We start from the raw sequence: 22,636 nt of genomic DNA, 5'->3' as shown, positions 1-22,636 counted from the left end.
TTATTGAAATAAAGTTAGGGTAATGGTTGATACATTTGCCACTAAAAACAATGAACGAACTGATTACCCTTGGCATTTTAGCGTTTACCTCTTTCTTTACGCTCATCAACCCATTGGGCGTGATGCCCATATTTATGACCATGAGTGCCGACTTAACACCTCAGGACCGGGCTCGTACTGCTAAAAAAGCCTCTTTGGTTGGCTTCATTATCATTGTGGCATTTGCCCTATCCGGACAGCTGCTTTTTAAGTTTTTCGGCATTTCGGTAAATAGCTTTCGCATCGTTGGCGGGGTTATCTTCTTTATTATGGGCATGGATATGCTACAGGCACGCCTGACCAAGGTTAAGCTGAAAGATTCGGAAGTAAAGAAATACGTGAATGACATTTCAATTACCCCTATGGCTATACCGATGATAGCCGGGCCGGGCGCCATTACCAATGCCATTGTATTGATGGAAGATGCTGGTGGTATGGTTGGAGCTGCCGTTCTGATTGCTGCATTAGCGTTGGTGGTGCTACTCACCTACTTCATCTTATTAAGTTCCAGCCGAATTATTAAAGCGCTTGGGGAAACCGGCAACAATGTTCTGATGCGTCTGATGGGACTCATTGTTATGGTAATTGCTGTTGAGTTCTTCTTCAGCGGACTTAAACCGATATTGATTGATATAATGCACTAGTGGTTGATGGGTTTAAAGTTGAGAGTTGAGAGTTTAAAGTTGAGGGTTTCTGGCTATTGCCTTATGCCTTATGCCTTCTAACTACTCACTACTGAACACTGCCTAATCCAAACAAGCTTCCGGGCAACCAGAATAGCCATTGTTGCAACAAACAACCGGGTTTGGGCAACCAGGAAGGACTCCTACAGATGCAGACGGGCATTTGGGGAGCCGGGAAGGGCTTTGTCAACACGCACAGGTGCTTCCAGGCTACCGGAATGGGTATTGTTGCAACAAACAACCGGCTTTGGGCAACCAGGAAGGCCTCCGTCTGATGTAGATGAGCCTTTGGGCAGCCGCGAAGGCCATTGTTGGCACGCACAGGTGCTTACGGGTTACCAGAAAGGCTATTGTTGCGACGAACAACCGGGTTTGGGCAACCGGGAAGGCCTCCGTCTGCTGTAGATGGGCATGCTGGGCGCCATGCATGTATGTCAACTGCTGCAGATACCCATTGGGGCAACCGGAATGGTGGTGTACAGCAGCAGGCAGGCATTACCGACACCGCGAAAAGCCCTGCATAGCAGCCAGCATTGATACCGGTAAAAGAAAAGTCCATTGAAGTATAGCAGGAAAGTAAAAATTGATTCCCCATAAGCGCTCCTTCTGCAGTATTCGCCTTAAAAGGCAAAAAAAACCTCTGCAGTTTCTCTTGGGTTAGAACTTGGCTGCAGAGGTAAAAGGATGTTGAATAGTGTTGGGTGTTTTAAGAAACCGTCCGTTTCAGTTTCTTTGAGTGTTTAAAATGAATTGTGAATTCACTTGCGTTTACTGAGGTTTACCTTCAGATGTTATTCGTTATTGACGAATGGTTGATTTTTTATGACTAACATGCGTTTTTGTTTGACAAAGCAACCTTACGTGTGTATTATAATTGATATAATTTACTTATTTAAATTCTATTAATATTTGGCTAAATCACACCACAAAACATCAACAACCTACATTTCAGGAATATACAGATATTTGAATATTTTAAGTACAGCAAATGCGCAATTATTTGAAGCACCAATACTGTTTAATAAATAAGCAACATATAGTCATTCGTCAAAAATATCGAATTACAACTTTTTGGCCTCTTCCCATATCTTATCCATTTCGGCCAGGCTCATGGCTTTCAAATCTCGACCCTGCTTTAGCGTCTTCTCTTCCAGGTAATTAAACCGCTTAATAAACTTACGATTGGTTCTTTCCAGGGCATTTTCGGGATTAACGCCATATAAACGAGCCGCATTAATCACTGAAAATAGCAAGTCGCCAAACTCAGCCTCCATCTTATCTTCATCATTGGCTTCCACCTCAACAATCAGTTCCTCCAGCTCCTCTTTCACTTTATCCCACACCTGTTCTTTGTGTTCCCAGTCAAAACCTACGCCACGAGCCTTATCCTGTATGCGATTGGCTTTCACCATGGCCGGCAGTGACATAGGTACACCTTCCAGCACCGATTTATTGCCGTCCTTTTCTTTCAACTTCAGCTTTTCCCAATTCTCTTCCACAGTTTTCGCATCATTGGCCTCTACATCACCAAATATATGCGGATGCCTGTATATCAACTTCTCGTTAAGTGCTTTAATGACGTCAGCCATAGTAAAGTCTTTTGCTTCGGACGCAATTTTGGAATAAAACACAATGTGCAGCAGCAAGTCGCCCAATTCCTTTTTAATCAGCATTGGGTCGTTCTTCAGTATCGCATCGGCCAACTCATAGGTTTCTTCAATGGTGAGAGTGCGCAACGAATCATTCGTTTGCTTCTTATCCCAAGGACATTTTGCACGCAGCTCGTCCATTATTGTCAGTAACTCATTAAATACAATCAATGTCGATTCGTGTTGATGTTGGCTCATTTTGCGTTTCGTTTTAGTTGAAAAATCAGAATAGATATTTTATGGAATTTTTTATAATTATCGTGCAATGAATCGCACATTTGTCAGCCCTCAAATGCAAAAAATATTGTTACTTTGCAGAATACAAAATTAAGGATTTATACCACTTTATGATAGAAAAGTTAATCTACCTCGAATCGGTTGATTTAGTGGAGTTCCTGGGGGTTAAAAATGCCAAACTGGAACAAATTAAGAATCGTTTCCCAAAATTGAATATTGTTGCCAGGGGTAATTGGCTAAAAGCCATTGGCGATGCAGAAGAGGTAGCCGACTTTGAAGAAAAAGTGAATTTACTGCTGACACACTACAATAATTACAATGTACTCAGCGAAAAATCATTAAATGAAATATTGCTGGGCGACAGGCTCACCGAAGCCAGTAGCGACAGTGATATTATTCTATTCAGTACCAGTGGCAAACCCATTAAAGCACGTACTGAAAACCAGGAGAAACTGGTTAAAAGCTTTAAGCACAACGACCTGTTATTTGCCGTCGGACCGGCAGGGTCGGGTAAAACATATGTAGCCATTGCCTTGGCGGTGGCGGCTCTTAAAAACAGGAAGGTGCGACGCATTATATTAAGCCGGCCAGCCGTTGAAGCCGGCGAAAAACTTGGCTTTCTGCCTGGGGATATGAAAGAAAAAATCGATCCTTATTTACAGCCTCTTTATGATGCACTTCAGGATATGATTCCGGCTGTGAAGCTAAAAGAGTTTATGGAAAATGGTACCATACAAATAGCTCCTCTGGCATTCATGCGGGGTCGCACTCTAAACAATGCCTGCGTTATACTTGATGAGGCACAGAACACTACCAATAATCAGATGAAGATGTTCCTGACGCGCATGGGTGAATTTGCCAAATTCATTATCACAGGAGACGTAACACAAATTGATTTGCCCAACAAGCAGCAGTCGGGACTGGTACAAGCCATGCGCATATTAAAAGGCATTGAAAGAATAGAACGTGTGAACTTTACAGTCAAAGATATTGTTCGACATAAATTAGTTCAGGATATTGTTGAAGCATACGATAAAGAATAATCAAGACAACTTACTAAAGGAAACAGCCAAACGGGTATAAAACAAAACTAAAGGAATAACTAATATTGATTATAAACTAATAATTATGAGTAAAGCGATTGTTAAAACGGATTACAATTTTCCGGGACAAAAAAGCGTATACAAAGGAAAAGTACGCGACGTTTACAATATTAACGATGACTACCTGGTTATGGTTGTTTCTGACCGCATTTCAGCATTTGATGTGGTGTTACCTAAAGGCATTCCCTACAAAGGGCAGGTTTTGAACCAGATTGCAGCTAAGTTTCTGGATGCTACTGCCGACATCGTTCCTAACTGGAAGATTGCCACGCCAGACCCAAACGTAACAGTTGGTCATATGTGCGAAACCTATCCGGTTGAAATGATTGTGCGTGGTTACCTGACTGGTAGTTCATGGCGTTTATACAAAGATGGCGGACGCGACATTTGTGGTGTACCTATTCCGGACGGCATGCAAGAGCACCAGGCTTTTCCTGAGCCAATCCTAACACCAACCACTAAGGCTGAGCAGGGTGCCCACGACGAAAACATTACACGTGAGGAAATCATCAAACAAGGTTTAGTATCAGAAGAAGAATACAAGGAACTGGAACGTATTTCGCTGGCTCTGTTTAAGCGCGGCAGCGAAATCGCCAAAGAAATGGGATTAATCCTCGTTGATACCAAATATGAATTTGGTAAAAAAGATGGTCAGATTTACCTGATTGACGAAATTCATACACCCGATTCATCACGTTACTTCTATGCTGATGGCTACCAGGAGCGTTTTGATAAAGGCGAAAACCAGAAGCAGCTATCTAAAGAGTTTGTGCGCGAATGGTTGATGGAAAACAACTTCCAGGGGCGCGAAGGAGATGTATTACCTGAAATGACTGACGAATTTGTTGAGCAGGTATCAGAGCGCTACATAGAGCTTTACGAAAGCATTACAGGTGATAAATTTGTAAAAGCTGATGTTTCAGAGGTAGTGGGTCGTGTTGAGAAAAATGTGACTGAATATCTGAAGTCTTTGTAAATAATCACTACATATACGATGCAAAGGGGGAGCTTTCAGCTCCCCTTTTTGCATTTATAATCTTATTGAAAAATTGAATACCTGATAGCCACCACCTCTTTGAGGCAAATAACAGTAGCCATCTTTATAGTAATATCGCCTTCCATCATACATACGCGTATCACAATGTTGCGGTAAGTGTCTCACAGTGTGACAATGAATATCAACCAATTGATATCCACAACCCCTGTGATAAGTATACAACTGGCCATCGCAGTGATAATAGGCCATTCCGCCAACATACACCTTGGTGTAATAACGATTAGGTAAGCATCTCACATAACAACTTTCAACACGTTTGTGTTTTGACTTATGATAACGTTTATGCTGATGAGCATATCTGTCGCTATATCCATAATCCTCCCTGCAATCATTGCGCTCATACCTGTGTGAATGTTCATAATGGCGATGATAAGTATGGGTATCATTATGCTTAGCTTTTTTATGATGTCTGGCATTTGAGTGTTCCCTGTAATCATTGCTGTTGCGATTATTCTTGCGACTATGCCAACTATTACCTTGTGCACTAAGTGACAAACTAATAACAGACAATGCAAAAATTAGTATGGAGGATAATATATGTAATCGTTTCATGACTCCTAATTTTAAAGTTAGACAATCATTCAGGCCAGAATGTCAATTTTGTTATTCATAACAAAACAAACGCCATGCCAAAACCTTAACACTTATTAACACAAACTCCATCCTACCCCATATACATCTATCATACTGGCATTTATAAATTTACATTTAACAACACAATACCTCAATACATCCCCTATTAAAGCCTCACAAAAAACCTCTCCATCAATCAGACATAAAAAAAACCCGCCAGTATATACCGGCGGGTCAGATGTATCATCATTGTATATTTACTCATCAATGCCTTCAAGCATCATCATAAACGCATAATCCAATGCAGTTTCGCGATAACGCTTAAAGCGCCCCGATGCACCACCGTGCCCAGCTTCCATATTCGTGTGCATCAATAATATATTGTCTCCTGTTTTCTTGTCGCGTAGTTTGGCGCACCACTTGGCCGGCTCCCAGTATTGTACTTGCGAATCAAACAAGCCGGTTGTTATCAGCATGTTCGGATACGCTTTTGCCTCCACATTATCATACGGTGAATAGCTCAGCATGTAATCGTAGTATTCTTTATTCTTAGGATTCCCCCATTCGTCAAACTCATTAGTTGTTAATGGTATTGTTTCATCGAGCATGGTTGAAACCACATCAACAAAAGGAACGGCTGCAATCATACCATTATACAACTCAGGTGCCATATTTGCAACAGCACCCATCAACAATCCACCGGCACTTCCTCCCATTGCATACAAGTGCTCTGGAGAGCTATATTTCTTTTCGATAAGGTATTTACTACAATCAATGTAATCATTAAACGTATTGATTTTATTCAGCATCTTGCCATCGTCGTACCATTGGCGTCCCATAGCCTGGCTACCTCGTATATGGGCCACCACATAAATGAACCCGCGGTCAAGCAGACTCAAACGAGTAGAACTAAACCAAGGATCCATTGTAGCTCCATATGAGCCATAAGCGTATAACAACAGCGGGGCATTCCCATCCTTCTGAACACCTTTTTTATAAACCACAGACATGGGAACCCTGGCACCATCACGAGCGGTAGCCCACAATCGCTCTGTAACATATTCATCTGGGTTATGGCCACCAACCACTTCCTGTACTTTTTTCACATCCTTTTCTTTGGTATCCATATTATAATCGATGGTCGATACAGGCGTAGTCATCGAACTATAGCCAAAGCGCAATAAATTGGTGTCAAACTCAGGGTTGGTGGAGATATAAGCCACATATACCTCTTCGCCAAAATCAATATAGTGTTCTTCGCTGGTCGATTGATTAATAATACGCAAATGCGTCAGGGCATCTTTACGTTCACTCACCACCAGGTGTTCTTTAAACACTTCCATTCCATCCAGCAGCACATCCTCGCGATGAGGAATAAGCTCTTTCCAGTTACTCATTTCTGTGGCATCAACCGATGTTTCCATTAAACGGAAATTAGTTGCTTCAGAGTTGGTTAATATAAACCACTTATCCTGAAAATGCTCAATGCTATATTCATGATTATCGGTACGTGGCGTAAAGGATTTAAACTCTCCTTCCGGCGTGTTGGCATCCAGTATATGGTAATCACTAACCAAGGTTGAGCTTTCACCGATAACAATGTATTTATCAGACTTGGTTTTGCCTACTCCAATATAAAACGAAGGATCTGTCTCGTGATAAACCATCACATCCTGCTCAACTGCGTTACCAAGCTTATGACGCCAGATTTTCTCACTTAATAACGAAACTTTGTTCTTTGTCGTATAAAAATATGTTTGGTTATCATTGGCCCAGGCACCGCCAGCCTGTGCATTAGACAGCTCATCAGATAATATTTCACCAGTCTCCAGATTTTTAAATCGGATTGTATAAATACGACGACTTACAAAGTCCTCGGCAAATGCCAGCAGCTTATTATCCTGACTTACACTTAAGCTACCAAGAGCATAATAAGCTTGTCCTTTTGCCCTTTCGTTTTCATTAAAAAACACTTCTTCTGGCGCCTCCATTGTTCCTTTCTTACGGCAATGAATCCGATATTCTTTACCATCTTCGAATTTGGAGTAATACCAGTAACCATTGGAATAATAAGGCACCGACTCATCGTCCTTCTTAATTCGCCCTACAATTTCATCAAACAACTTTTCCTGTAAAGCTTCCGTATTTTTCATCACTGCCTTTGTATAGGCATTTTCGGCATTCAGGTAATCAAGCACACTTTGCGTTTGCAGGTCGGGCGATTCTGCATTTTTTTGCTCATCAGTTAATCGCATCCAGAAATAAGGATCAACCCTCGAATGTCCGTGCATCTTTAACACTGAGTCTTTTTTAGCAGCAATGGGCGCATCCGGCAGGTCGCCCGGCACTAATGATGTTTTCTTTGATTGAGTATTGCAGGCAACAAACAAAACAATGCCTACCAGGTAAATAAGTTTATTCATAGTTTTAATATTGGGTTAAACTGTTATAAAGGTATATATAATGATACTTCATGAAACGATTTTCCATATTTTCTTTCAACAACTTTAGAAGAAAAAAGTCCAACTTTATGCTCTTCTATCAACTCTTAAATGTTAAAAATATATAAATTTTAGAATTTACATCTTTTCACAACTGAAATTATTAAGCAGAGTTTTCGAAATTTCCACATATTGACTATCAAATATTACACTCTTAAATCTCATTTGTAATGTGGACATTACAATTTATATTCGAATATTTAATCTACATATTCTATAATTAATACTTCTTGACAGAACTAATTTCAGACCCAACACTCCCCTTTTACCCTAATAATGAGGATTGCACAAGACATTAAAACAATGTTTCTTTGTCACCTCAATTAAGCATTATACGCACAAACAATAATTAGTACAGGTTAACAGGCAAATTATGAGTAAAATTAATGAAGTGTTCGTTAGAGGAAATTGGAACGAACAGGTAAACGTTAGAGATTTTGTTCAGAAAAACATCACACCTTATGAAGGAGATAGCTCTTTCTTGTGTGGACCAACCGACAGAACCAAAAAACTTTGGGAAATCTGCTTGGATGCAATCAAAGAAGAGCGGGCAAACAACGGTGTTCGTTCAATCGATACTGAAACGATATCAACCATCACATCTCACGAAGCGGGATACATCCAAAAAGACCTTGAGCTAATCGTAGGATTGCAGACTGATGAACTACTAAAACGTGCTATGAAACCTTATGGTGGTATTGCAGTAGTTGAGAAAGCTTGTAGTGAACAAGGTTTAGAAGTATCTGACCGTGTTAAAGATATTTTCCGTAATTACGCAAAAACACATAACGATGGTGTTTTTGATGTTTATACTGATGAGATTCGCAAGTACCGTTCATTAGGTTTCTTAACAGGTTTGCCTGATAACTACGCGCGTGGACGTATTATCGGTGACTACCGTCGTTTAGCATTGTATGGGATTGACCGCCTGGTGACTGCCAAACAAGCTGATTTAGCTGGATTAGTTGGTCCTATGAGCGATGATAAAATTCGCTTACGCGAAGAAGTGGCTGAGCAAATTAAAGCCCTTATCCACATTAAAGAATTAGGTGCCAAATATGGTTTAGATCTTTCTCGTCCCGCAGAATCTGCACAAGAAGCTGTTCAGTGGGTGTACATGGCCTACCTGTCGGCTGTAAAAGAGCAGGATGGTGCCGCTATGTCATTAGGTAACGTATCGTCATTCCTTGACATTTACATGGAATACGATTTGGCTAATGGCAACATCACTGAGGAATTAGCGCAGGAGTTTATCGATCAGTTTGTGATGAAACTACGCGTGGTTCGTCACTTACGCATGAATGCTTACAATGAAATTTTTGCAGGCGACCCAACCTGGGTAACTGAAGCCATTGGTGGTAAATTGATGGATGGCCGTCATAAAATTACTAAAACTTCATACCGTTTCTTACAAACACTTTACAACTTAGGCCCTTCACCAGAGCCAAACATGACAGTTCTTTGGTCACAAGATTTACCAGAAAACTTCAAGAAGTTCTGTGCTCAGGTATCAATCGATACGTCATCTATCCAGTATGAGAATGACGATTTGATGACCAATACTCGCAACTCTGACGACTACGGTATTGCTTGTTGTGTATCGTTCCAGGAAATTGGTAAGCACATCCAGTTCTTTGGTGCACGTACCAACCTGGCTAAAACATTACTGTTAGCCATAAACGGTGGACGTTGCGAGATGAGCGGTAAGACCATTGTAGAAGGTATCCCTGCCTTGAAAAGCGAAGTACTTGAATTTGACGAGGTAATGGCTAACTACAAATTGGCTATGAAAGATGTGGCTCGTGTTTACAACGAGTCGATGAACATCATTCACTACATGCACGATAAATACTACTACGAAAAAGCACAGATGGCTTTTGTTGACACCAATCCTAAAGTGAATTTGGCTTATGGTATGGCAGGTTTATCTATTGTTGCTGACTCATTATCGGCTATCAAGCATGCTAAAGTAACTGTTATTCGTAACGAAGAAGGTTTATCAACTGACTTCAAAATCGAAGGAGAATTCCCATGCTATGGTAACGATGATGATCGCGTAGATAACCTGGCTGTGGAAATTTCAAACAACTTCAACCAGTTGCTATGTGGTTTGGCAACATACAAAAACGCCGAGCCTACTATGTCAATCCTTACCATTACATCAAACGTGGTATACGGATTGAAAACAGGTGCAACTCCTGACGGACGTGCGCAAGGTGTACCATTTGCTCCTGGAGCCAACCCAATGCACGGACGTGACAAGAACGGCGCAATTGCTTCGTTGAACTCTGTAGCTAAATTGGACTATAAGAATGCACTTGATGGTATATCAAATACTTTCAGCATTATTCCTAAGTCATTGGGTGCTGATTCAGATACACGTACTGAAAATCTGGTAACCATGATGGATGCTTACTTTTCTAAAGAAGCTCACCACTTGAATGTGAACGTTCTGAATCGTGAACTATTGGAAGATGCCATGGAAAATCCTGGAGAATACCCACAGCTAACCATTCGAGTTTCAGGTTACGCTGTGAACTTTGTTCGCCTGACGCGTGAACAGCAGTTAGAAGTTATCTCACGTAGCTTCCACAGCAATATGTAATAACAGATATACAGGCAGAAGAATTAAGGCAGAAGGTGCATGTCATCCTTCTGCCTTCTGGCTTCTGACTCTTAACTAGATACTTATGTTACGAGTACATTCATTTGAATCATTAGGCACCTACGACGGACCGGGAATTCGTCTGGTGGTGTTTCTGCAGGGCTGTAATTTTAAATGCCTGTATTGTGCCAATGCCGATACCATTGAACTAAAGGGAGGTACAGAAACCTCAGTTGAGGAAATTGTAAATATGGCTAAAAACCAAAAGCCCTTCTTTGGAAAAAAAGGTGGCCTTACCTTCTCCGGAGGCGAACCGCTGGTACAAGCCAAACAATTGCTTCCTGTCGTAAAAACACTCAAACAAGAAGGCTTCCATGTGTGCATTGATACCAACGGCAGTATTCTTAACGAAGATGTTAAGGCGGTGATGGAATATGTTGACATTGTGTTGCTCGATATTAAACACATAAACGAAGCCCAACATCAATTACTAACCGGTAAAAGCAATGCCAAGACACTTGCTTTTGTCGATTACCTTCAGGAAATAAACAAGCCTGTTTGGCTGAGATATGTTCTGGTTCCGGGTTATAGCAATAATCCAGAACACCTTCACCAGCTTGGCAAACACTTTCAGGCATATAACAACATTGAGAAGTTGGAAATACAGCCATACCACGAACTGGGCGCACACAAATATGAGCACCTTGGCTGGGAGTATAAGCTAAAAGGAGTTAAAGCCAATACACCGGAACAACTGAATGAAGCCTATAACATCCTGACGACCTATTTTAAAGAAGTAGTAATTAACTAATTCTGCCTCTGATATTCAACCCTTAAAAAAGTGAAAGAATGAACTATTATTCATCAAAAGAAATAGTAGAGCAAGTTAATAAAGTGGCTGAAGCTAAAGCCAATACCAGCGTACCAAAAACATTTGTTTTAGCGTTGCTGGCGGGTGGCTATATTGCTATGGGTGGTTTATTAGCCATTGTTATTGGAGGCGGTTTACCCGGACTAAGTGCCAGCAATCCGGGTATACAAAAGTTTCTGTTTGGAGCTGTTTTCCCGCTGGGGCTTATATTATGCGCCATTGCCGGGGCCGACCTGTTTACCGGCAATACAGCTTATTTTATTCCGGGCTTGCTATCGGGAAACCGTCAACTAAAAACCATATTTAAAAATTGGGGTATTGTGTATGCCGGCAACTTTATTGGTTCATTAATAGTAGCCTTCCTGTTCGCCTATTATACCGATATTTTTGGCAAAGATCCATGGCTTTCAAGCACAGTAAATATTGGCGAATACAAAACTGCTGCACCATTCCTTAAGGCACTCGTCAAAGGTATAGCCTGTAACTGGATGGTGGCTTTGGCCATGTGGCTGGCCTATGCGGCAAAAGATTTATCGGGTAAAATACTGGGTATCTGGTTCCCAATAATGGCCTTTGTAGCTATGGGCTTCGAACACAGTGTGGCCAATATGTTTTTTATCCCAACAGCCATTTTTTACGGGGCTGATGTAAGCTGGTTTTCATTCCTTACCGACAACCTGATTCCAGTTACCATTGGCAACATTATTGGTGGTGCTTTATTTGTAGGAACAGCCTATTGGTTCGTTTACGAAAAGAAATAAATTTAGTGGCTTAACTTTCAAATCTAAAGAGAGCATCCGTTTGGGTGCTCTTTTTTTTGTATTTCGGGCAAAAGCATTCTTCACTTCCCACACATTCCATTATATTTGGCTTTCAAATCCTTAATTAAGCATATATCAAATGAGCAAAAAAGTGTTTGTTTCCGGTTGTTTTGACATGTTACACAGTGGGCATGTAGCCTTTTTCAAAGAGGCTGCCAAATATGGTGATTTACATGTTGGAATTGGTTCTGACAGAACTATCAGAGTACTAAAAGGCCGTGAAACCATCAACTGCGAGGAAGAAAGGTTATACATGATTAAGGCGCTTAAGTTTGTCAAAGAAGCGTTTGTGAACTCAGGTGGTGGCATAATGGATTTTGAAGAAGAAGTTAAGCAATTGAAGCCCGACTATTTTGTGGTGAATGAAGATGGCTTTTCGCCGGCCAAAGAGAAGCTATGCAAGGAGATTGGCACCGAATTAAAGGTGTTGAAGCGCATTCCGGAAGATGGCTTGCCCAAACGTTCTACAACCGACATCAGAACATCGGATAATTGCCTGCTTCCCTATCGCATTGATTTAGCCGGCACCTGGATTGACCAGCCTTATGTTTCTGAATTTCATCCTGGCTGGGCCATCACCCTGTCGCTTGAACCTATAATTGAATACAACGAACGCTGTGGCATGTCCACCTCAACGCGTAATGCGGCCAAAAAAATATGGCCCTATTTTTTACCCCTTGAAAAACCTGAAAAACTGGCCGAAATACTATTTAAGTACGAAAATTCGCCGGGATCGCAACTCATTTCCGGCGCACAAGATGCCATTGGCATTTGCATGCCCGGACTGGTTCGCCACTATTACGATGCAGCATACTGGCCTAAATCCTTTGAATCTGTTCACGATGAGGATATCCTCAACTGGCTTGAAGAACATATTTTTATGGTTTTGCTTTGGCCACGTAAAAATGGACTGGACCTTTTAAAGGAAACATATATTAACGAAGAAAATGTAAAATCGTTAGCCACAGCCGCTGAAGAGGCATGGGAAGCTATTATGGCGAAAGACCTGAAAGGTTTCTCACAAGCATTTCTTAAATCATTTGAAGCGCAAACAACCATGTTTCCTGCCATGATTGATGAAGACGTGGCGGCTGCCATTGAGCCCTATAAAAAAGATGCACTGGCCTGGAAACTGGCAGGTGCAGGGGGTGGTGGTTACCTGATATTGGTATCCGAAAAGCCAGTTGATGGTGCCATGCGCATTAAGATCAGACGCAAAAACTCAGGTATATAAACACTTACACAGGGAAAGTACTAAAGCTGGAAATACTTTCCCTGCCAGCTATCTTTTTCAGCCAAACGCTTTTCTACTTTGGCAACAAACTCAAAATTTTTGAGCCCCCAGCGCGGAGCAATTAGTAAATCGTGGGGTGCCTGACTAATAAAACGGTCCATTACAATACGGGGATGCATTATCTCTAGAAAATCAACCACCAAATCAATAAACTCCTCGGCTGTATAAAGCCTGAAGAAGTCAGGTGTGGTTTCATATATTTTAGCAAACGAACTTCCCTTAACAATTTGCAACTGATGCAACTTTAGAAAGCTAATTGGCAGTTGACTTACTTCACGCGCATGCTGAAGCAACTGCTCGCGATTCTCACCCGGCAAACCCAGTATTAAGTGCATACCTACTGGAATACCAGCCCCGGCAATACGTTTTGCTGCATCAACTGTTTCGGCATAATTGTGCCCCCGGTTAATCTGAAGCAATGTCTCATCAGAGGTGGATTCTGCACCCAGTTCAATCGCAATATAATAGTCTTTGCGCCACTCTTTCAGAGTCACCAATAAATCATCCGAAATACAATCAGGCCGCGTGCCCAACACAATACCCGCAACTTTTGGATGATTGAGCGCCTGCTGATATTGTTCCAACAGATAGGCTGTTTCACCATAGGTATTGCTGTATGCCTGAAAATAAGCCAGGTATTGCTGTGTTTGATATTTAGGCCGAAAGAAAGAGATGCCCTTATCTATCTGCTCGACAATACTCAATTCCGGTCCACAATACGATGGATTAAATGTGCTGTTGTTACAGAATGCACAACCACCTGTTCCTTTCGAACCATCACGGTTGGGACAAGTAAAACCTGCGTTAACAGATACTTTTTGTACTCGCTCTCCAAAGGTTCGTTTAATGTATGAACTATAGTCGTTGTAGCGTTTGCTGGTTCCCCAATCGTATTGCATCTCCTGTTTATTTTGGGCGACAAAGATACAGATAATAAGTTAATGAAGTGATTAAAAAACAAAGAGGAAAGCAGCCTCAAACAGCACTACTTTCCTCTTTCTATAATCTCTTTATTATAACTTACTCAAACAACACACATACAGGCATCTCAGCCTTTTGCTCACTCACGTATGACAACAAACCGGTTTCTCTGTTGCGTTTAAAAGCCACCAGGTTATTAGATCGTTGATTAGCCACCACCAGCAACTCGCCATCAGGTGTTAAGGCGAAATTACGTGGCCAGTCTCCTCTTACCGATTCGTGCCCAATCAATTCCAATTGCTGACCGACTATTTTAAATATGGCCAATGAGTTATGCCCTCTGTTGGATGCATAAATAAACCGACCATCACCAGAAATATGTATGTCGGCACAATAGCTGTCACCGGTGAAGTCAGCTGGCAAAGTAGATACCGAGCCAAGTACCTGCCAAGAGCCTGAAACCTTTCCAACAACTGTTACGGTACTGTTAAGCTCATTAATGACATACATTTGCTCTTTTTGAGGATGCATAGCAAGGTGCCTCGGTCCCGCTCCATTGTCCAGTTTAAGGCTATCGCTTTTTAGAAGTTCACCCTGAATAAGCTGATAAAAAATCAATTGATCTATTCCAAGGTCAACAGCTACGGCATGTTTATTATCTAAAAACCAGATAGAATGAGCATGAGGACTTTTCTGACGATCTGTGACGCCTTCACCGTAATGCTGAGCTACTTCTTTTAAAGGGCTCAACTCACCACTCTTATCAACTTGAAGGTACCCGATGTTACCACCAGAATAGTTGGCAACCAGGATATCTCCCTTATCATTGCTTGAAACATGACAGGGATGTGCCCCTCCGCATTCAGAAGAGGAGCGTTTCTCCAGTCCATTTTCTATAATGGCATAACTTTCAACAGTACCTGTGCCGTCAACATCTAATTCATTAACAGCAATTAGGGTTTGTTGCTCATTAGCAAAACATAAAAAAGAGGGATTGTCAGTTTTAGCCACCAACCTCAAAGTATCAAACGAACCATCACTAAAGACAGCTCCCTGATAAATTCCTTCACTTTCACCATCTGTATAGGTTCCCAAAAAGAACGGGTAGGTTTTTATTTCCTTTTTATTGGTACATGATACCAATGCCAGGCCTACGGCCATAATAAGCAAGATTTTTTTCATTTTCTGTATATCTATTCGTCTTTTTTATTTGTCAAACGTGGTTTAAAACGTGCTTTTGCCAGTAAATACCCTAAAGTAAAAGGTAAACCAAAAATAACTCCTACCAGCACAATTACCACAAATACTATCAGCCAGGATATTCTGCGAATAAAACGAATTAGGTTATCGGTTGTTTCCTCAATCAGTACTTTTCCCGACTGCTGAATATCATCACGCAACAATACACGCTGTTCATCCAGATATTTCTGCAGGTGTTGCCGCTCTTGTGATAGTTCATAGATACTTGTGCGCATACCCGTGTTAAAATCATGAAGGACAGGCGTTAACTCTTCGCGCATACGAACGGCTATTATACCCATCATTTCAGGCGATTCCTGTGCCACTATAGCCAAACGGTTAAGCATTTGAGACAATGAATCAATCCGCGCCAAATAGGGTTCAGCCAAACTATCATTTTCCAATGTCAACAAAATCAAGTCCTTTTCCCAGGCAAGCTGCGACTGAATCTGCTCATTGTAAACACTCATCCTGTCAGTAAAATCATTCATCACTTCGGCTCCAGTACCAATGGTAGATGTATATAGCGAATCCGGTATTTGCAGGTGCTCAATTAAGAGCGGTCGCGTATCGAACTTAGAAAATTGCCATTCGTATAATTCTGAAGTCAGCGGATAGGTTTCGACAAAACTCAGTAGCTCTTCGTAATGCTTTTTATCATTGCTGCGTTTGGCCGTTTGCTGTATTTCATTCACAAGCTCATTGGCACATGCTTCAGCTATCTGACTCAATTCACCAAAATGTACTGAACCACTCGCTTGCAGATAGACATCCATTTGCTTTGCCAGTAACCAGGTATCCACCAGTGCTATTTCAGCATCACTTTGAAAAGCAGTACGAGCACACGCCGAAGTAGCCGCTCCCTTCCACTTAATAGCTTCGGCTTTTATGCTGGGCTCTTCTGTAGTAGCAACAATCGAATCAGCCGCTTGAATGACCTGCCCGGTAAATGATTTATAATAAGAACGCACAGCCATTCGTGTATTCAAATCTTGTTTTGATAATGCTTCGGTACCAAACTGAGGTTGGAATTTGAGTAATGAACAGCTGCTTAATAGTGTAATTAGCAGCAAACTTGCTATGATTTTAGTTTTCATGGCGTAATGTAGCCTTTAAGTTGATAGTTAAAGATAAACAATTAATTAAATCGCTGTTTAAATGCTTTCACATGATGTTTGTTAGCCAGTTAGTATTTGGCTTTTACTATTTTAGCGTCAAATAACACTGTAATAAATAATGCTCATGAAAAGACATCTCACTGCTTTCCTCCTTTTAATCTGCGCAATAGCCACTTTTGCACAAAGTATTTTTGACCAGGTTAACGATCCCTATTTTGGCGAAACCTGCACCAGTATCATGGTCAGCAAGGGCGCTTCCACCGATGGTTCGGTAATTACATCACACACCTGCGATGGACGCTATCGCACCTGGCTGACTATTGAGCAGGGCCAGCAATTCAAAAATGATACCACAACACCTATTTTAAAAGGAAAATTAAAAACTGAAACACCTTGGGATATGCGTAAGGTTAAAGTAGCCGGCACAATTCCACAGGCAAAACAAACATACAGTTTCCTGAATACGGCTTATCCATGCCTGAATGAGAAACAGTTGGCCATTGGCGAAACCACCTTTGTAGGACCTAAAGAGCTGGTGAATGAAGATGGAATGTTTTTGATCGAAGAGCTGGAACGCATTGCGCTGGAACGCTGCTCAACAGCCCGCGATGCCATTAAACTGATTGGTGAGCTGATTGAAGAATATGGCTACGGCGACTGGGGAGAATGCATTACAATTGCCGATAAAAAGGAAGTATGGCAACTGGAGATTGTTGGCGAAGGACCCGATAACATTGGCGGTATATGGGCTGCACAGCGCATTCCGGATGGTCACGTGGGTGTATCGGCCAATATATCGCGCATTGGCGAAATCAACCTGAAAGATAAAGACCATTTTATGGCTTCTAAAAATGTTTTCTCGGCGGCAAAGAAGCTGGGCCGCTGGGATGGTAAAGAGCCCTTTAAATTCTGGAAAGCCTATGGCGATGTTGAGAAACCATTTATGATTCGTGAGTATTTCATTTTGAATGCCCTGGCTCCTTCTCTGAACCTCGATTTTGAAGCTGATGAACTGCCTTTCTCGGTGAAGCCCGATAAAAAAGTGTCGGTTCAGGATGTGATGGCCCTGTACCGCGAAACATACGAAGGAACCGAGTATGATATGACGCAGAACCTGCTGGTAACAAAAAAGAAATACAACGATAAAAAGGAAGAAATTGGCGTAGACACCCTTAAATCACCTATTGCAAATCCATGGATGGGACGTAACGAACGAAACCTATACAATGCGTTAAAAGAAGAAGCAGTTGAGTTTCAAAGAACAGTCGCTGTATCGTGGTGTTCATATTCTGAGATTATTCAGCTACGCGATTGGCTACCTGATGAAATTGGTGGTATTGCCTGGTTCAGCTTCGACAATCCGGCACAATCACCTCGCATACCTATCTACAGCGGAGCCACCGAGTTACCCGAAAGTTTCAATTTTTGCGGACAGAAGCGCTATCGCAACGATGCAGCTACCTGGCAATATCGCAAAGCCAACAAACTGGCGACACTGGAGTGGCAAAGCACTAAAGAAGGGATGAACAAGGAAATTGCCTATTTTGAAGAAAAAGGGCTGACCGAGACCAAAGAATTGGAAGCTCGCGTTAATCAACTCATTGAAGCGGGTGAAAAAGAAAAAGCACAAGAACTATTGAACCGATACACCAAAGATTTTACCGGAGCAACCATGTTGCGTTGGAAAGAACTGGAAGAGAAATACTGGGCCAAATTTGGCTTAGGCTTCTAATAAAACAGCATAAAGAAATCCCCGCAGAATGACGCTGCGGGGATTTTTTTATGACTTTTAATCTAACTAGTTCATAATTTGAGCTCACCAAAGCCAAACTATTACTATTCTGTTTTCACTTTATAATACCTCTTTACTTTATCGGACTATCCGGTTCTTTGGCCATGTGATTATAGGACAATTTATCCAATAATCCGGGCACAAATTTCTTCAGAAAAACGGTTAGTTTACCCTCAACAAAGGTCAGGATGAGCGTACGTTTGCGCTTAATAATAGCCTTAGCCATGTGCATGGCCACTTCTTCAGCACTCATCATTTTTTCTTCCTTGCGAGGAGTTTCTCCCTGGTTGCTGCCATCTGCCGTAAGTGCCGCCTTGCGCACATTGGAAGCCGTAAAACCAGGTGCCGCAATCAATACATGCAGTCCTTTTTTCAGGTTCTCAACGCGAATGGTTTCAAGGAATCCGTGCATGGCAAACTTGGATGCCGAATAACCGGTACGACCAGGCAAACCAATAAATCCGGCAATAGAAGAAACGCCTACCACAGAACCCTTACTCTCCAATAATGAAGGCAAAGCATACTTGGTGCAATATACTGTCCCCCAGAAATTCACATCCATTAGCTGCTTTAGCACCTCTAAATCAACATCCTGAAAGGCCGCACGCATGGAAATACCTGCATTATTAACCAACACATCAATGCGTCCGAATGCTTTTAGCGTTTCACTAATTAAATGCCTGCAATCATCCTGTACACTGACATCGGTTTTTACTGAAATAACTTCAGTGCCATTGGTCTTAAGTTCATGCTCAATCTCCACAAGTTTTTCGGCACTGCGAGCTGCCAGCGCCAGCTTAGCGCCACGTTGAGCAAACTCCCTGGCGCAAGCCAAACCAATACCCGACGAAGCACCTGTAATTATAATGACTTTGTTCTTCATATCGTATTTAATTATTCAAGCAGATTAACAGCACTGCCTCAATCAAGCTGTGAAATTAACGATTTATAAATGATTTAAAAATCAACTGTGCCATCCTGCACCTTTCAACAACTGGTCGCAGTATTTCAACAGCTCGTCATCTTAAAATTTAATAGTTGTGATGGCATCTGCACTTTTGAACTGTCAATTAAATGCAAACAATCAATGGTAAGCAAAGTAATTTATACAGTTTTTCTCGTCCTGGTTAGTATCACCCAGCACATGCGGAGTGAACCTATAATCAAGGGCATTGTCGTTGGTAGCGATAACTCGCCCCTCATAGGCGTAAACATTACATTAAAAGGCACCTATGATGGCACGATTACCAATACTGCAGGCAAATTCGAAATTGAGACGAATCATCCGGAGGCAATATTGGTTGTCAGCTATATTGGCTATAAGACCAAAGAAGTATTGCCGCCACACAACCGTTTTTTAACCATCGTACTAAAAGAGAGTGTTACCAGCCTGAATGCTGTTACCATCACTGCCGGAACTTTTAGTGCTGGCGACAAAAAACGGGCAACCGTGCTTGAACCTCTTGACATCTATACCACAGCTGGCTCATTGGGTGACATTAATGGGGCTCTTAAAACACTTCCGGGCACGCAGCCTGCTGCTGACGACGGCCGACTGCTGGTACGCGGTGGTGAGGCTTCAGAAACAAAAGTACTTGTGGATGGATTATTGGCTGCTAAACCTTACTACTCTAAAGTACCTGATCTACCCACCCGTGGCCGTTTTGCTCCCAGCTTATTTAGTGGAACCGTGTTCAGCACAGGCGGTTATTCAGCCGAATACGGACAAGCTCTTTCTTCCATACTTATTCTGGAATCAAATGACATAGCGGTAGAAGAAATAACCAGTCTATCACTTATGTCCATCGGACTCGAGGCTTCCAAAACATGGGCAGCGCCCAATCGCTCAACCTCATTGGGTTTAAGTTACACCAACCTTGCTCCCTACTTCAACATGACTAATAACCGCCTTGATTGGATTAAACCTGCAGAAGCAGGTAATGTCAATCTGATGCATCGACAGAAAAAAGCGAATGGTGCCATGTTTAAATGCTTCTCAACCTTTGACTTTGGCATTCAGGAATTCAATACTGTGGTGGGCAGCAACAAGGTCAACATTGATTCTGAAGGTGGTAACGGATATATTAACATCAGCTATGTCACACCCATTTCAGCAGCAAGTTGCCTTAAATCAGGTCTTGCTACAACCATCAACAGAAGACGTGAATTGGCAAGTTCTAATCGCACACTGAATACTGAGGTTTATTCTGAAGCACGCCTGAGCATTCATCAGCCACTATCTGAAGGTATAGATTTAAAATACGGATTGGCTGATGCCTTCACTTACTATCAGCAAGATTACAGCAACACACTGACTGATACAGAATACAGCACTAATATCAGGGATCATATAGCAGCTTTGTTCATTGAATCAGAAATACACCTTTCAGCTCAACTGGCATTGCGGCCGGGCCTGCGGTATGAGTACTCAAGCTATCTGAACCAATCGAGTCTGTCGCCCCGCTTTGCTGTGGCTTGTAAAACTGGCAAAAACAGCTTACTGACAGCTGCATGGGGCCATTATTTCCAGAGTCCTCAGAATGATTATCTGAAGTACTCATCCTCGCTACAATTTGAAAAAGCCACACATTATCTAATTGGTTACCAGACAGGCTCCCTTGCAAAACGTCTGTTTCGTGTCGAAGGTTATTACAAAAACTACGAACAACTCATAAGCTACAACTCATTTACAGATTATCAGTTCCAGAAACTGGCCAATAAAGGCAATGGCTTTGCTAAAGGCATTGATATTTTTTACAGAGATAAGCAAACACTGAAACGAACAGACTTTTGGCTTTCCTATTCATACATTGACACCCAACGTCACTATCAGGATTACCCAAAGTCTGCCATGCCATCCTTTATAGCAGAGCATACCTTTTCGGCCGTGGGAAAATATTTCATGGGCACCATCAACACGCAAGTTGGTGCCACCTGGACAGTGGCCTCAGGCCGCCCATACCATCGTAACGGTGATGCGACTTTTATGAATCAAAAAGCACCTGTATACAATGACCTGAGTATAAACTTAAGCTATCTCACAACCCTGGGTGACCATCAAACCATTGTTCACTTTTCATTTTCTAACGTGTTGGGCCGAAACCATTTGGTGGGCTATCGAACAGTTTCGTCCCCGGACAAGAGCGGTGATAGCTATCAAATACCTCTTTTACCCGACATTAAGCAGTTCCTGTTCTTAGGGATATTCATTTCAATAAATAACTAATATTAAATCATTTCACTATGAAAACACTAACACTCATTTTTGCATTATGCCTAACGCAATGGATGCAAGCAAACGACTACGAGACCATCATGCAACAAAACATCACACAGCTTTATCAAACAACAGATGTTAGTTCTATTAATCAAATTGCAGCCAGCTTTCAGCGCATTGCCGATGTGGAAAAGGATGAATGGCTACCGCTCTATTACGTAGCCTATGCATATGCTCGCTCCACTCATTTTATCACAGATGCCGACTCTATTGATTTACAACTCGATAAAGCACAACTAGCATTGAAACAGCTTGTCGGCAGCAAAAGTGACGAATCGGAGATTTATGCCTTACAAGCCCTGGTTTACTCATTACGAATAACAAATCCCATGCGTGGCTACAAGTACTCAAGTTTGTCAAACGAAGCACTGGCTAAAGCAGAACAGCTCAATGCCGCTAATCCCCGCATATACTATTGTAAGGCCAACAACATCTACCATACACCAAAAATGTTTGGTGGTGGCAAAGAAAAAGCACAACCATTATACGAAAAAGCGGCAGAACTATTTGCCCACAGCAAACATCCTAACCACCTTTGGCCAACCTGGGGATCGATTCATAACAAGGCGATGTTGAACAAATGCCTGGCCAGTCAATAAAGCTTATATTCCGGCAGTATTATATTCTCTGCCGGGATTTATCAATTAATAACCTGAGTTCGATTAAAATTACAGAGCTCAAAATTTCTTACATAACTGATTTACAATGCAAATTTCAGAAGCGTAGCGAGCTGTGGTGATGAGATTTAAAGCAGTAAATCAATTATTTAAGGAAAAGCTTAGAGTTTCACTTATAAATATTCATTTTCATCGTCATATCTGTTCACCATAGCTCGCTATGCTTTCACAAATATTCC

18 protein-coding genes are annotated in these 22,636 nt (G+C 41.7%); 11 read left to right on the top strand and 7 right to left on the bottom strand.

What is annotated here, in order from left to right:
* The first annotated feature begins 50 nt into the window (after positions 1-50).
* Together KDU71_RS19220 and KDU71_RS19215 are read left to right on the top strand one after the other, a co-directional pair.
* Positions 51-683, top strand: coding sequence for a MarC family protein (locus tag KDU71_RS19220; RefSeq protein ID WP_212192735.1), 633 nt, complete (start codon positions 51-53; stop codon positions 681-683).
* 222 nt (positions 684-905) lie between these two features.
* A complete protein-coding gene (locus KDU71_RS19215; RefSeq protein ID WP_212192734.1) occupies positions 906-1,127 on the top strand; it encodes a hypothetical protein in 222 nt (73 codons plus the stop codon).
* A gap of 656 nt (positions 1,128-1,783) precedes the next feature.
* On the opposite strand, the gene mazG is transcribed toward KDU71_RS19215, so the two are convergent.
* Positions 1,784-2,569, bottom strand: coding sequence for a nucleoside triphosphate pyrophosphohydrolase (gene mazG / locus KDU71_RS19210; protein ID WP_212192733.1), 786 nt, complete (start codon positions 2,567-2,569; stop codon positions 1,784-1,786).
* A gap of 149 nt (positions 2,570-2,718) precedes the next feature.
* On the opposite strand from mazG, the gene KDU71_RS19205 reads away from it, so the two are divergent.
* Entirely contained in the window at positions 2,719-3,651 is a 933-nt protein-coding gene (locus KDU71_RS19205; protein WP_212192732.1) for a PhoH family protein, read from the top strand.
* 85 nt (positions 3,652-3,736) lie between these two features.
* Positions 3,737-4,687, top strand: coding sequence for a phosphoribosylaminoimidazolesuccinocarboxamide synthase (locus KDU71_RS19200; RefSeq protein ID WP_212192731.1), 951 nt, complete (start codon positions 3,737-3,739; stop codon positions 4,685-4,687).
* A 54-nt stretch (positions 4,688-4,741) separates the two neighbouring features.
* Here KDU71_RS19200 and KDU71_RS19195 read toward each other — a convergent pair whose 3' ends face one another.
* Both KDU71_RS19195 and KDU71_RS19190 read right to left on the bottom strand, forming a co-directional pair.
* Positions 4,742-5,320 carry a hypothetical protein gene (locus KDU71_RS19195; RefSeq protein WP_212192730.1) on the bottom strand — a complete coding sequence of 193 codons (579 nt, stop codon included), beginning with the start codon at positions 5,318-5,320 and terminating at the stop codon, positions 4,742-4,744.
* A 278-nt stretch (positions 5,321-5,598) separates the two neighbouring features.
* Positions 5,599-7,764, bottom strand: coding sequence for a S9 family peptidase (locus KDU71_RS19190; protein ID WP_212192729.1), 2,166 nt, complete (start codon positions 7,762-7,764; stop codon positions 5,599-5,601).
* 451 nt (positions 7,765-8,215) lie between these two features.
* Here KDU71_RS19190 and pflB point away from each other — a divergent pair, with 451 nt between their 5' ends.
* The 4 genes from pflB (at position 8,216) to KDU71_RS19170 (ending at position 13,373) form a co-directional block, all read left to right on the top strand.
* Positions 8,216-10,447 carry a formate C-acetyltransferase gene (pflB, locus tag KDU71_RS19185; RefSeq protein WP_212192728.1) on the top strand — a complete coding sequence of 744 codons (2,232 nt, stop codon included), beginning with the start codon at positions 8,216-8,218 and terminating at the stop codon, positions 10,445-10,447.
* Between the two features lie 85 nt (positions 10,448-10,532).
* Positions 10,533-11,258, top strand: a complete 726-nt coding sequence (gene pflA, locus KDU71_RS19180; protein ID WP_212192727.1) for a pyruvate formate-lyase-activating protein — start codon at positions 10,533-10,535, stop codon at positions 11,256-11,258.
* Positions 11,259-11,296: 38 nt separating this feature from the next.
* A complete protein-coding gene (locus tag KDU71_RS19175) occupies positions 11,297-12,079 on the top strand; it encodes a formate/nitrite transporter family protein (RefSeq protein WP_212192726.1) in 783 nt (260 codons plus the stop codon).
* 139 nt (positions 12,080-12,218) lie between these two features.
* Positions 12,219-13,373 carry an adenylyltransferase/cytidyltransferase family protein gene (locus KDU71_RS19170; RefSeq protein WP_212192725.1) on the top strand — a complete coding sequence of 385 codons (1,155 nt, stop codon included), beginning with the start codon at positions 12,219-12,221 and terminating at the stop codon, positions 13,371-13,373.
* A 20-nt stretch (positions 13,374-13,393) separates the two neighbouring features.
* Here the strand turns inward: KDU71_RS19170 and KDU71_RS19165 are convergent, their stop codons facing one another.
* The 3 genes from KDU71_RS19165 to KDU71_RS19155 form a co-directional block, all read right to left on the bottom strand.
* Positions 13,394-14,332, bottom strand: coding sequence for a TIGR01212 family radical SAM protein (locus tag KDU71_RS19165; RefSeq protein WP_212192724.1), 939 nt, complete (start codon positions 14,330-14,332; stop codon positions 13,394-13,396).
* A gap of 121 nt (positions 14,333-14,453) precedes the next feature.
* Positions 14,454-15,536 (bottom strand): lactonase family protein, encoded by a 1,083-nt coding sequence (locus KDU71_RS19160; protein WP_212192723.1) that lies wholly within the window; start codon positions 15,534-15,536, stop codon positions 14,454-14,456.
* Between the two features lie 11 nt (positions 15,537-15,547).
* Positions 15,548-16,690: a hypothetical protein gene (locus tag KDU71_RS19155; protein ID WP_212192722.1), complete on the bottom strand. Its 1,143-nt coding sequence runs from the start codon at positions 16,688-16,690 to the stop codon at positions 15,548-15,550.
* A gap of 145 nt (positions 16,691-16,835) precedes the next feature.
* On the opposite strand from KDU71_RS19155, the gene KDU71_RS19150 reads away from it, so the two are divergent.
* Positions 16,836-18,443 (top strand): dipeptidase, encoded by a 1,608-nt coding sequence (locus KDU71_RS19150; RefSeq protein ID WP_212192721.1) that lies wholly within the window; start codon positions 16,836-16,838, stop codon positions 18,441-18,443.
* A 133-nt stretch (positions 18,444-18,576) separates the two neighbouring features.
* Here the strand turns inward: KDU71_RS19150 and KDU71_RS19145 are convergent, their stop codons facing one another.
* Positions 18,577-19,386 (bottom strand): SDR family oxidoreductase, encoded by an 810-nt coding sequence (locus tag KDU71_RS19145; RefSeq protein ID WP_212192720.1) that lies wholly within the window; start codon positions 19,384-19,386, stop codon positions 18,577-18,579.
* A gap of 204 nt (positions 19,387-19,590) precedes the next feature.
* Here KDU71_RS19145 and KDU71_RS19140 point away from each other — a divergent pair, with 204 nt between their 5' ends.
* On the top strand, positions 19,591-21,729 hold the full coding sequence (locus KDU71_RS19140) for a TonB-dependent receptor plug domain-containing protein (RefSeq protein ID WP_244828605.1): 2,139 nt from the start codon (positions 19,591-19,593) through the stop codon (positions 21,727-21,729).
* Between the two features lie 17 nt (positions 21,730-21,746).
* The gene (locus tag KDU71_RS19135) at positions 21,747-22,379 is read left to right on the top strand and encodes a hypothetical protein (RefSeq protein WP_212192719.1); all 633 of its coding nucleotides are present in this window, start codon (positions 21,747-21,749) and stop codon (positions 22,377-22,379) included.
* Positions 22,380-22,636: the final 257 nt, after the last annotated feature.

Origin of the sequence: Carboxylicivirga sediminis (genome assembly GCF_018156225.1) — a bacterium.
Classification (GTDB): domain Bacteria; phylum Bacteroidota; class Bacteroidia; order Bacteroidales; family Marinilabiliaceae; genus Carboxylicivirga; species Carboxylicivirga sediminis.
Note: the sequence above shows the minus strand (reverse complement) of the source record. Positions and strands in the feature narration are given on the sequence as shown.

What these genes read in the sequence shown, in the direction of transcription:
- KDU71_RS19195 (WP_212192730.1), bottom strand. Translation starts at nt 5,320, where the DNA reads ATGAAACGATTACATATATTATCCTCCATACTAATTTTTGCATTGTCT.
- pflB (WP_212192728.1), top strand. Translation starts at nt 8,216, where the DNA reads ATGAGTAAAATTAATGAAGTGTTCGTTAGAGGAAATTGGAACGAACAG.
- pflA (WP_212192727.1), top strand. Translation starts at nt 10,533, where the DNA reads ATGTTACGAGTACATTCATTTGAATCATTAGGCACCTACGACGGACCG.
- KDU71_RS19160 (WP_212192723.1), bottom strand. Translation starts at nt 15,536, where the DNA reads ATGAAAAAAATCTTGCTTATTATGGCCGTAGGCCTGGCATTGGTATCA.
- KDU71_RS19220 (WP_212192735.1), top strand. Translation starts at nt 51, where the DNA reads ATGAACGAACTGATTACCCTTGGCATTTTAGCGTTTACCTCTTTCTTT.
- KDU71_RS19140 (WP_244828605.1), top strand. Translation starts at nt 19,591, where the DNA reads ATGGTAAGCAAAGTAATTTATACAGTTTTTCTCGTCCTGGTTAGTATC.
- KDU71_RS19150 (WP_212192721.1), top strand. Translation starts at nt 16,836, where the DNA reads ATGAAAAGACATCTCACTGCTTTCCTCCTTTTAATCTGCGCAATAGCC.
- KDU71_RS19200 (WP_212192731.1), top strand. Translation starts at nt 3,737, where the DNA reads ATGAGTAAAGCGATTGTTAAAACGGATTACAATTTTCCGGGACAAAAA.
- KDU71_RS19205 (WP_212192732.1), top strand. Translation starts at nt 2,719, where the DNA reads ATGATAGAAAAGTTAATCTACCTCGAATCGGTTGATTTAGTGGAGTTC.
- mazG (WP_212192733.1), bottom strand. Translation starts at nt 2,569, where the DNA reads ATGAGCCAACATCAACACGAATCGACATTGATTGTATTTAATGAGTTA.
- KDU71_RS19165 (WP_212192724.1), bottom strand. Translation starts at nt 14,332, where the DNA reads ATGCAATACGATTGGGGAACCAGCAAACGCTACAACGACTATAGTTCA.
- KDU71_RS19155 (WP_212192722.1), bottom strand. Translation starts at nt 16,690, where the DNA reads ATGAAAACTAAAATCATAGCAAGTTTGCTGCTAATTACACTATTAAGC.
- KDU71_RS19190 (WP_212192729.1), bottom strand. Translation starts at nt 7,764, where the DNA reads ATGAATAAACTTATTTACCTGGTAGGCATTGTTTTGTTTGTTGCCTGC.
- KDU71_RS19175 (WP_212192726.1), top strand. Translation starts at nt 11,297, where the DNA reads ATGAACTATTATTCATCAAAAGAAATAGTAGAGCAAGTTAATAAAGTG.
- KDU71_RS19170 (WP_212192725.1), top strand. Translation starts at nt 12,219, where the DNA reads ATGAGCAAAAAAGTGTTTGTTTCCGGTTGTTTTGACATGTTACACAGT.
- KDU71_RS19145 (WP_212192720.1), bottom strand. Translation starts at nt 19,386, where the DNA reads ATGAAGAACAAAGTCATTATAATTACAGGTGCTTCGTCGGGTATTGGT.
- KDU71_RS19135 (WP_212192719.1), top strand. Translation starts at nt 21,747, where the DNA reads ATGAAAACACTAACACTCATTTTTGCATTATGCCTAACGCAATGGATG.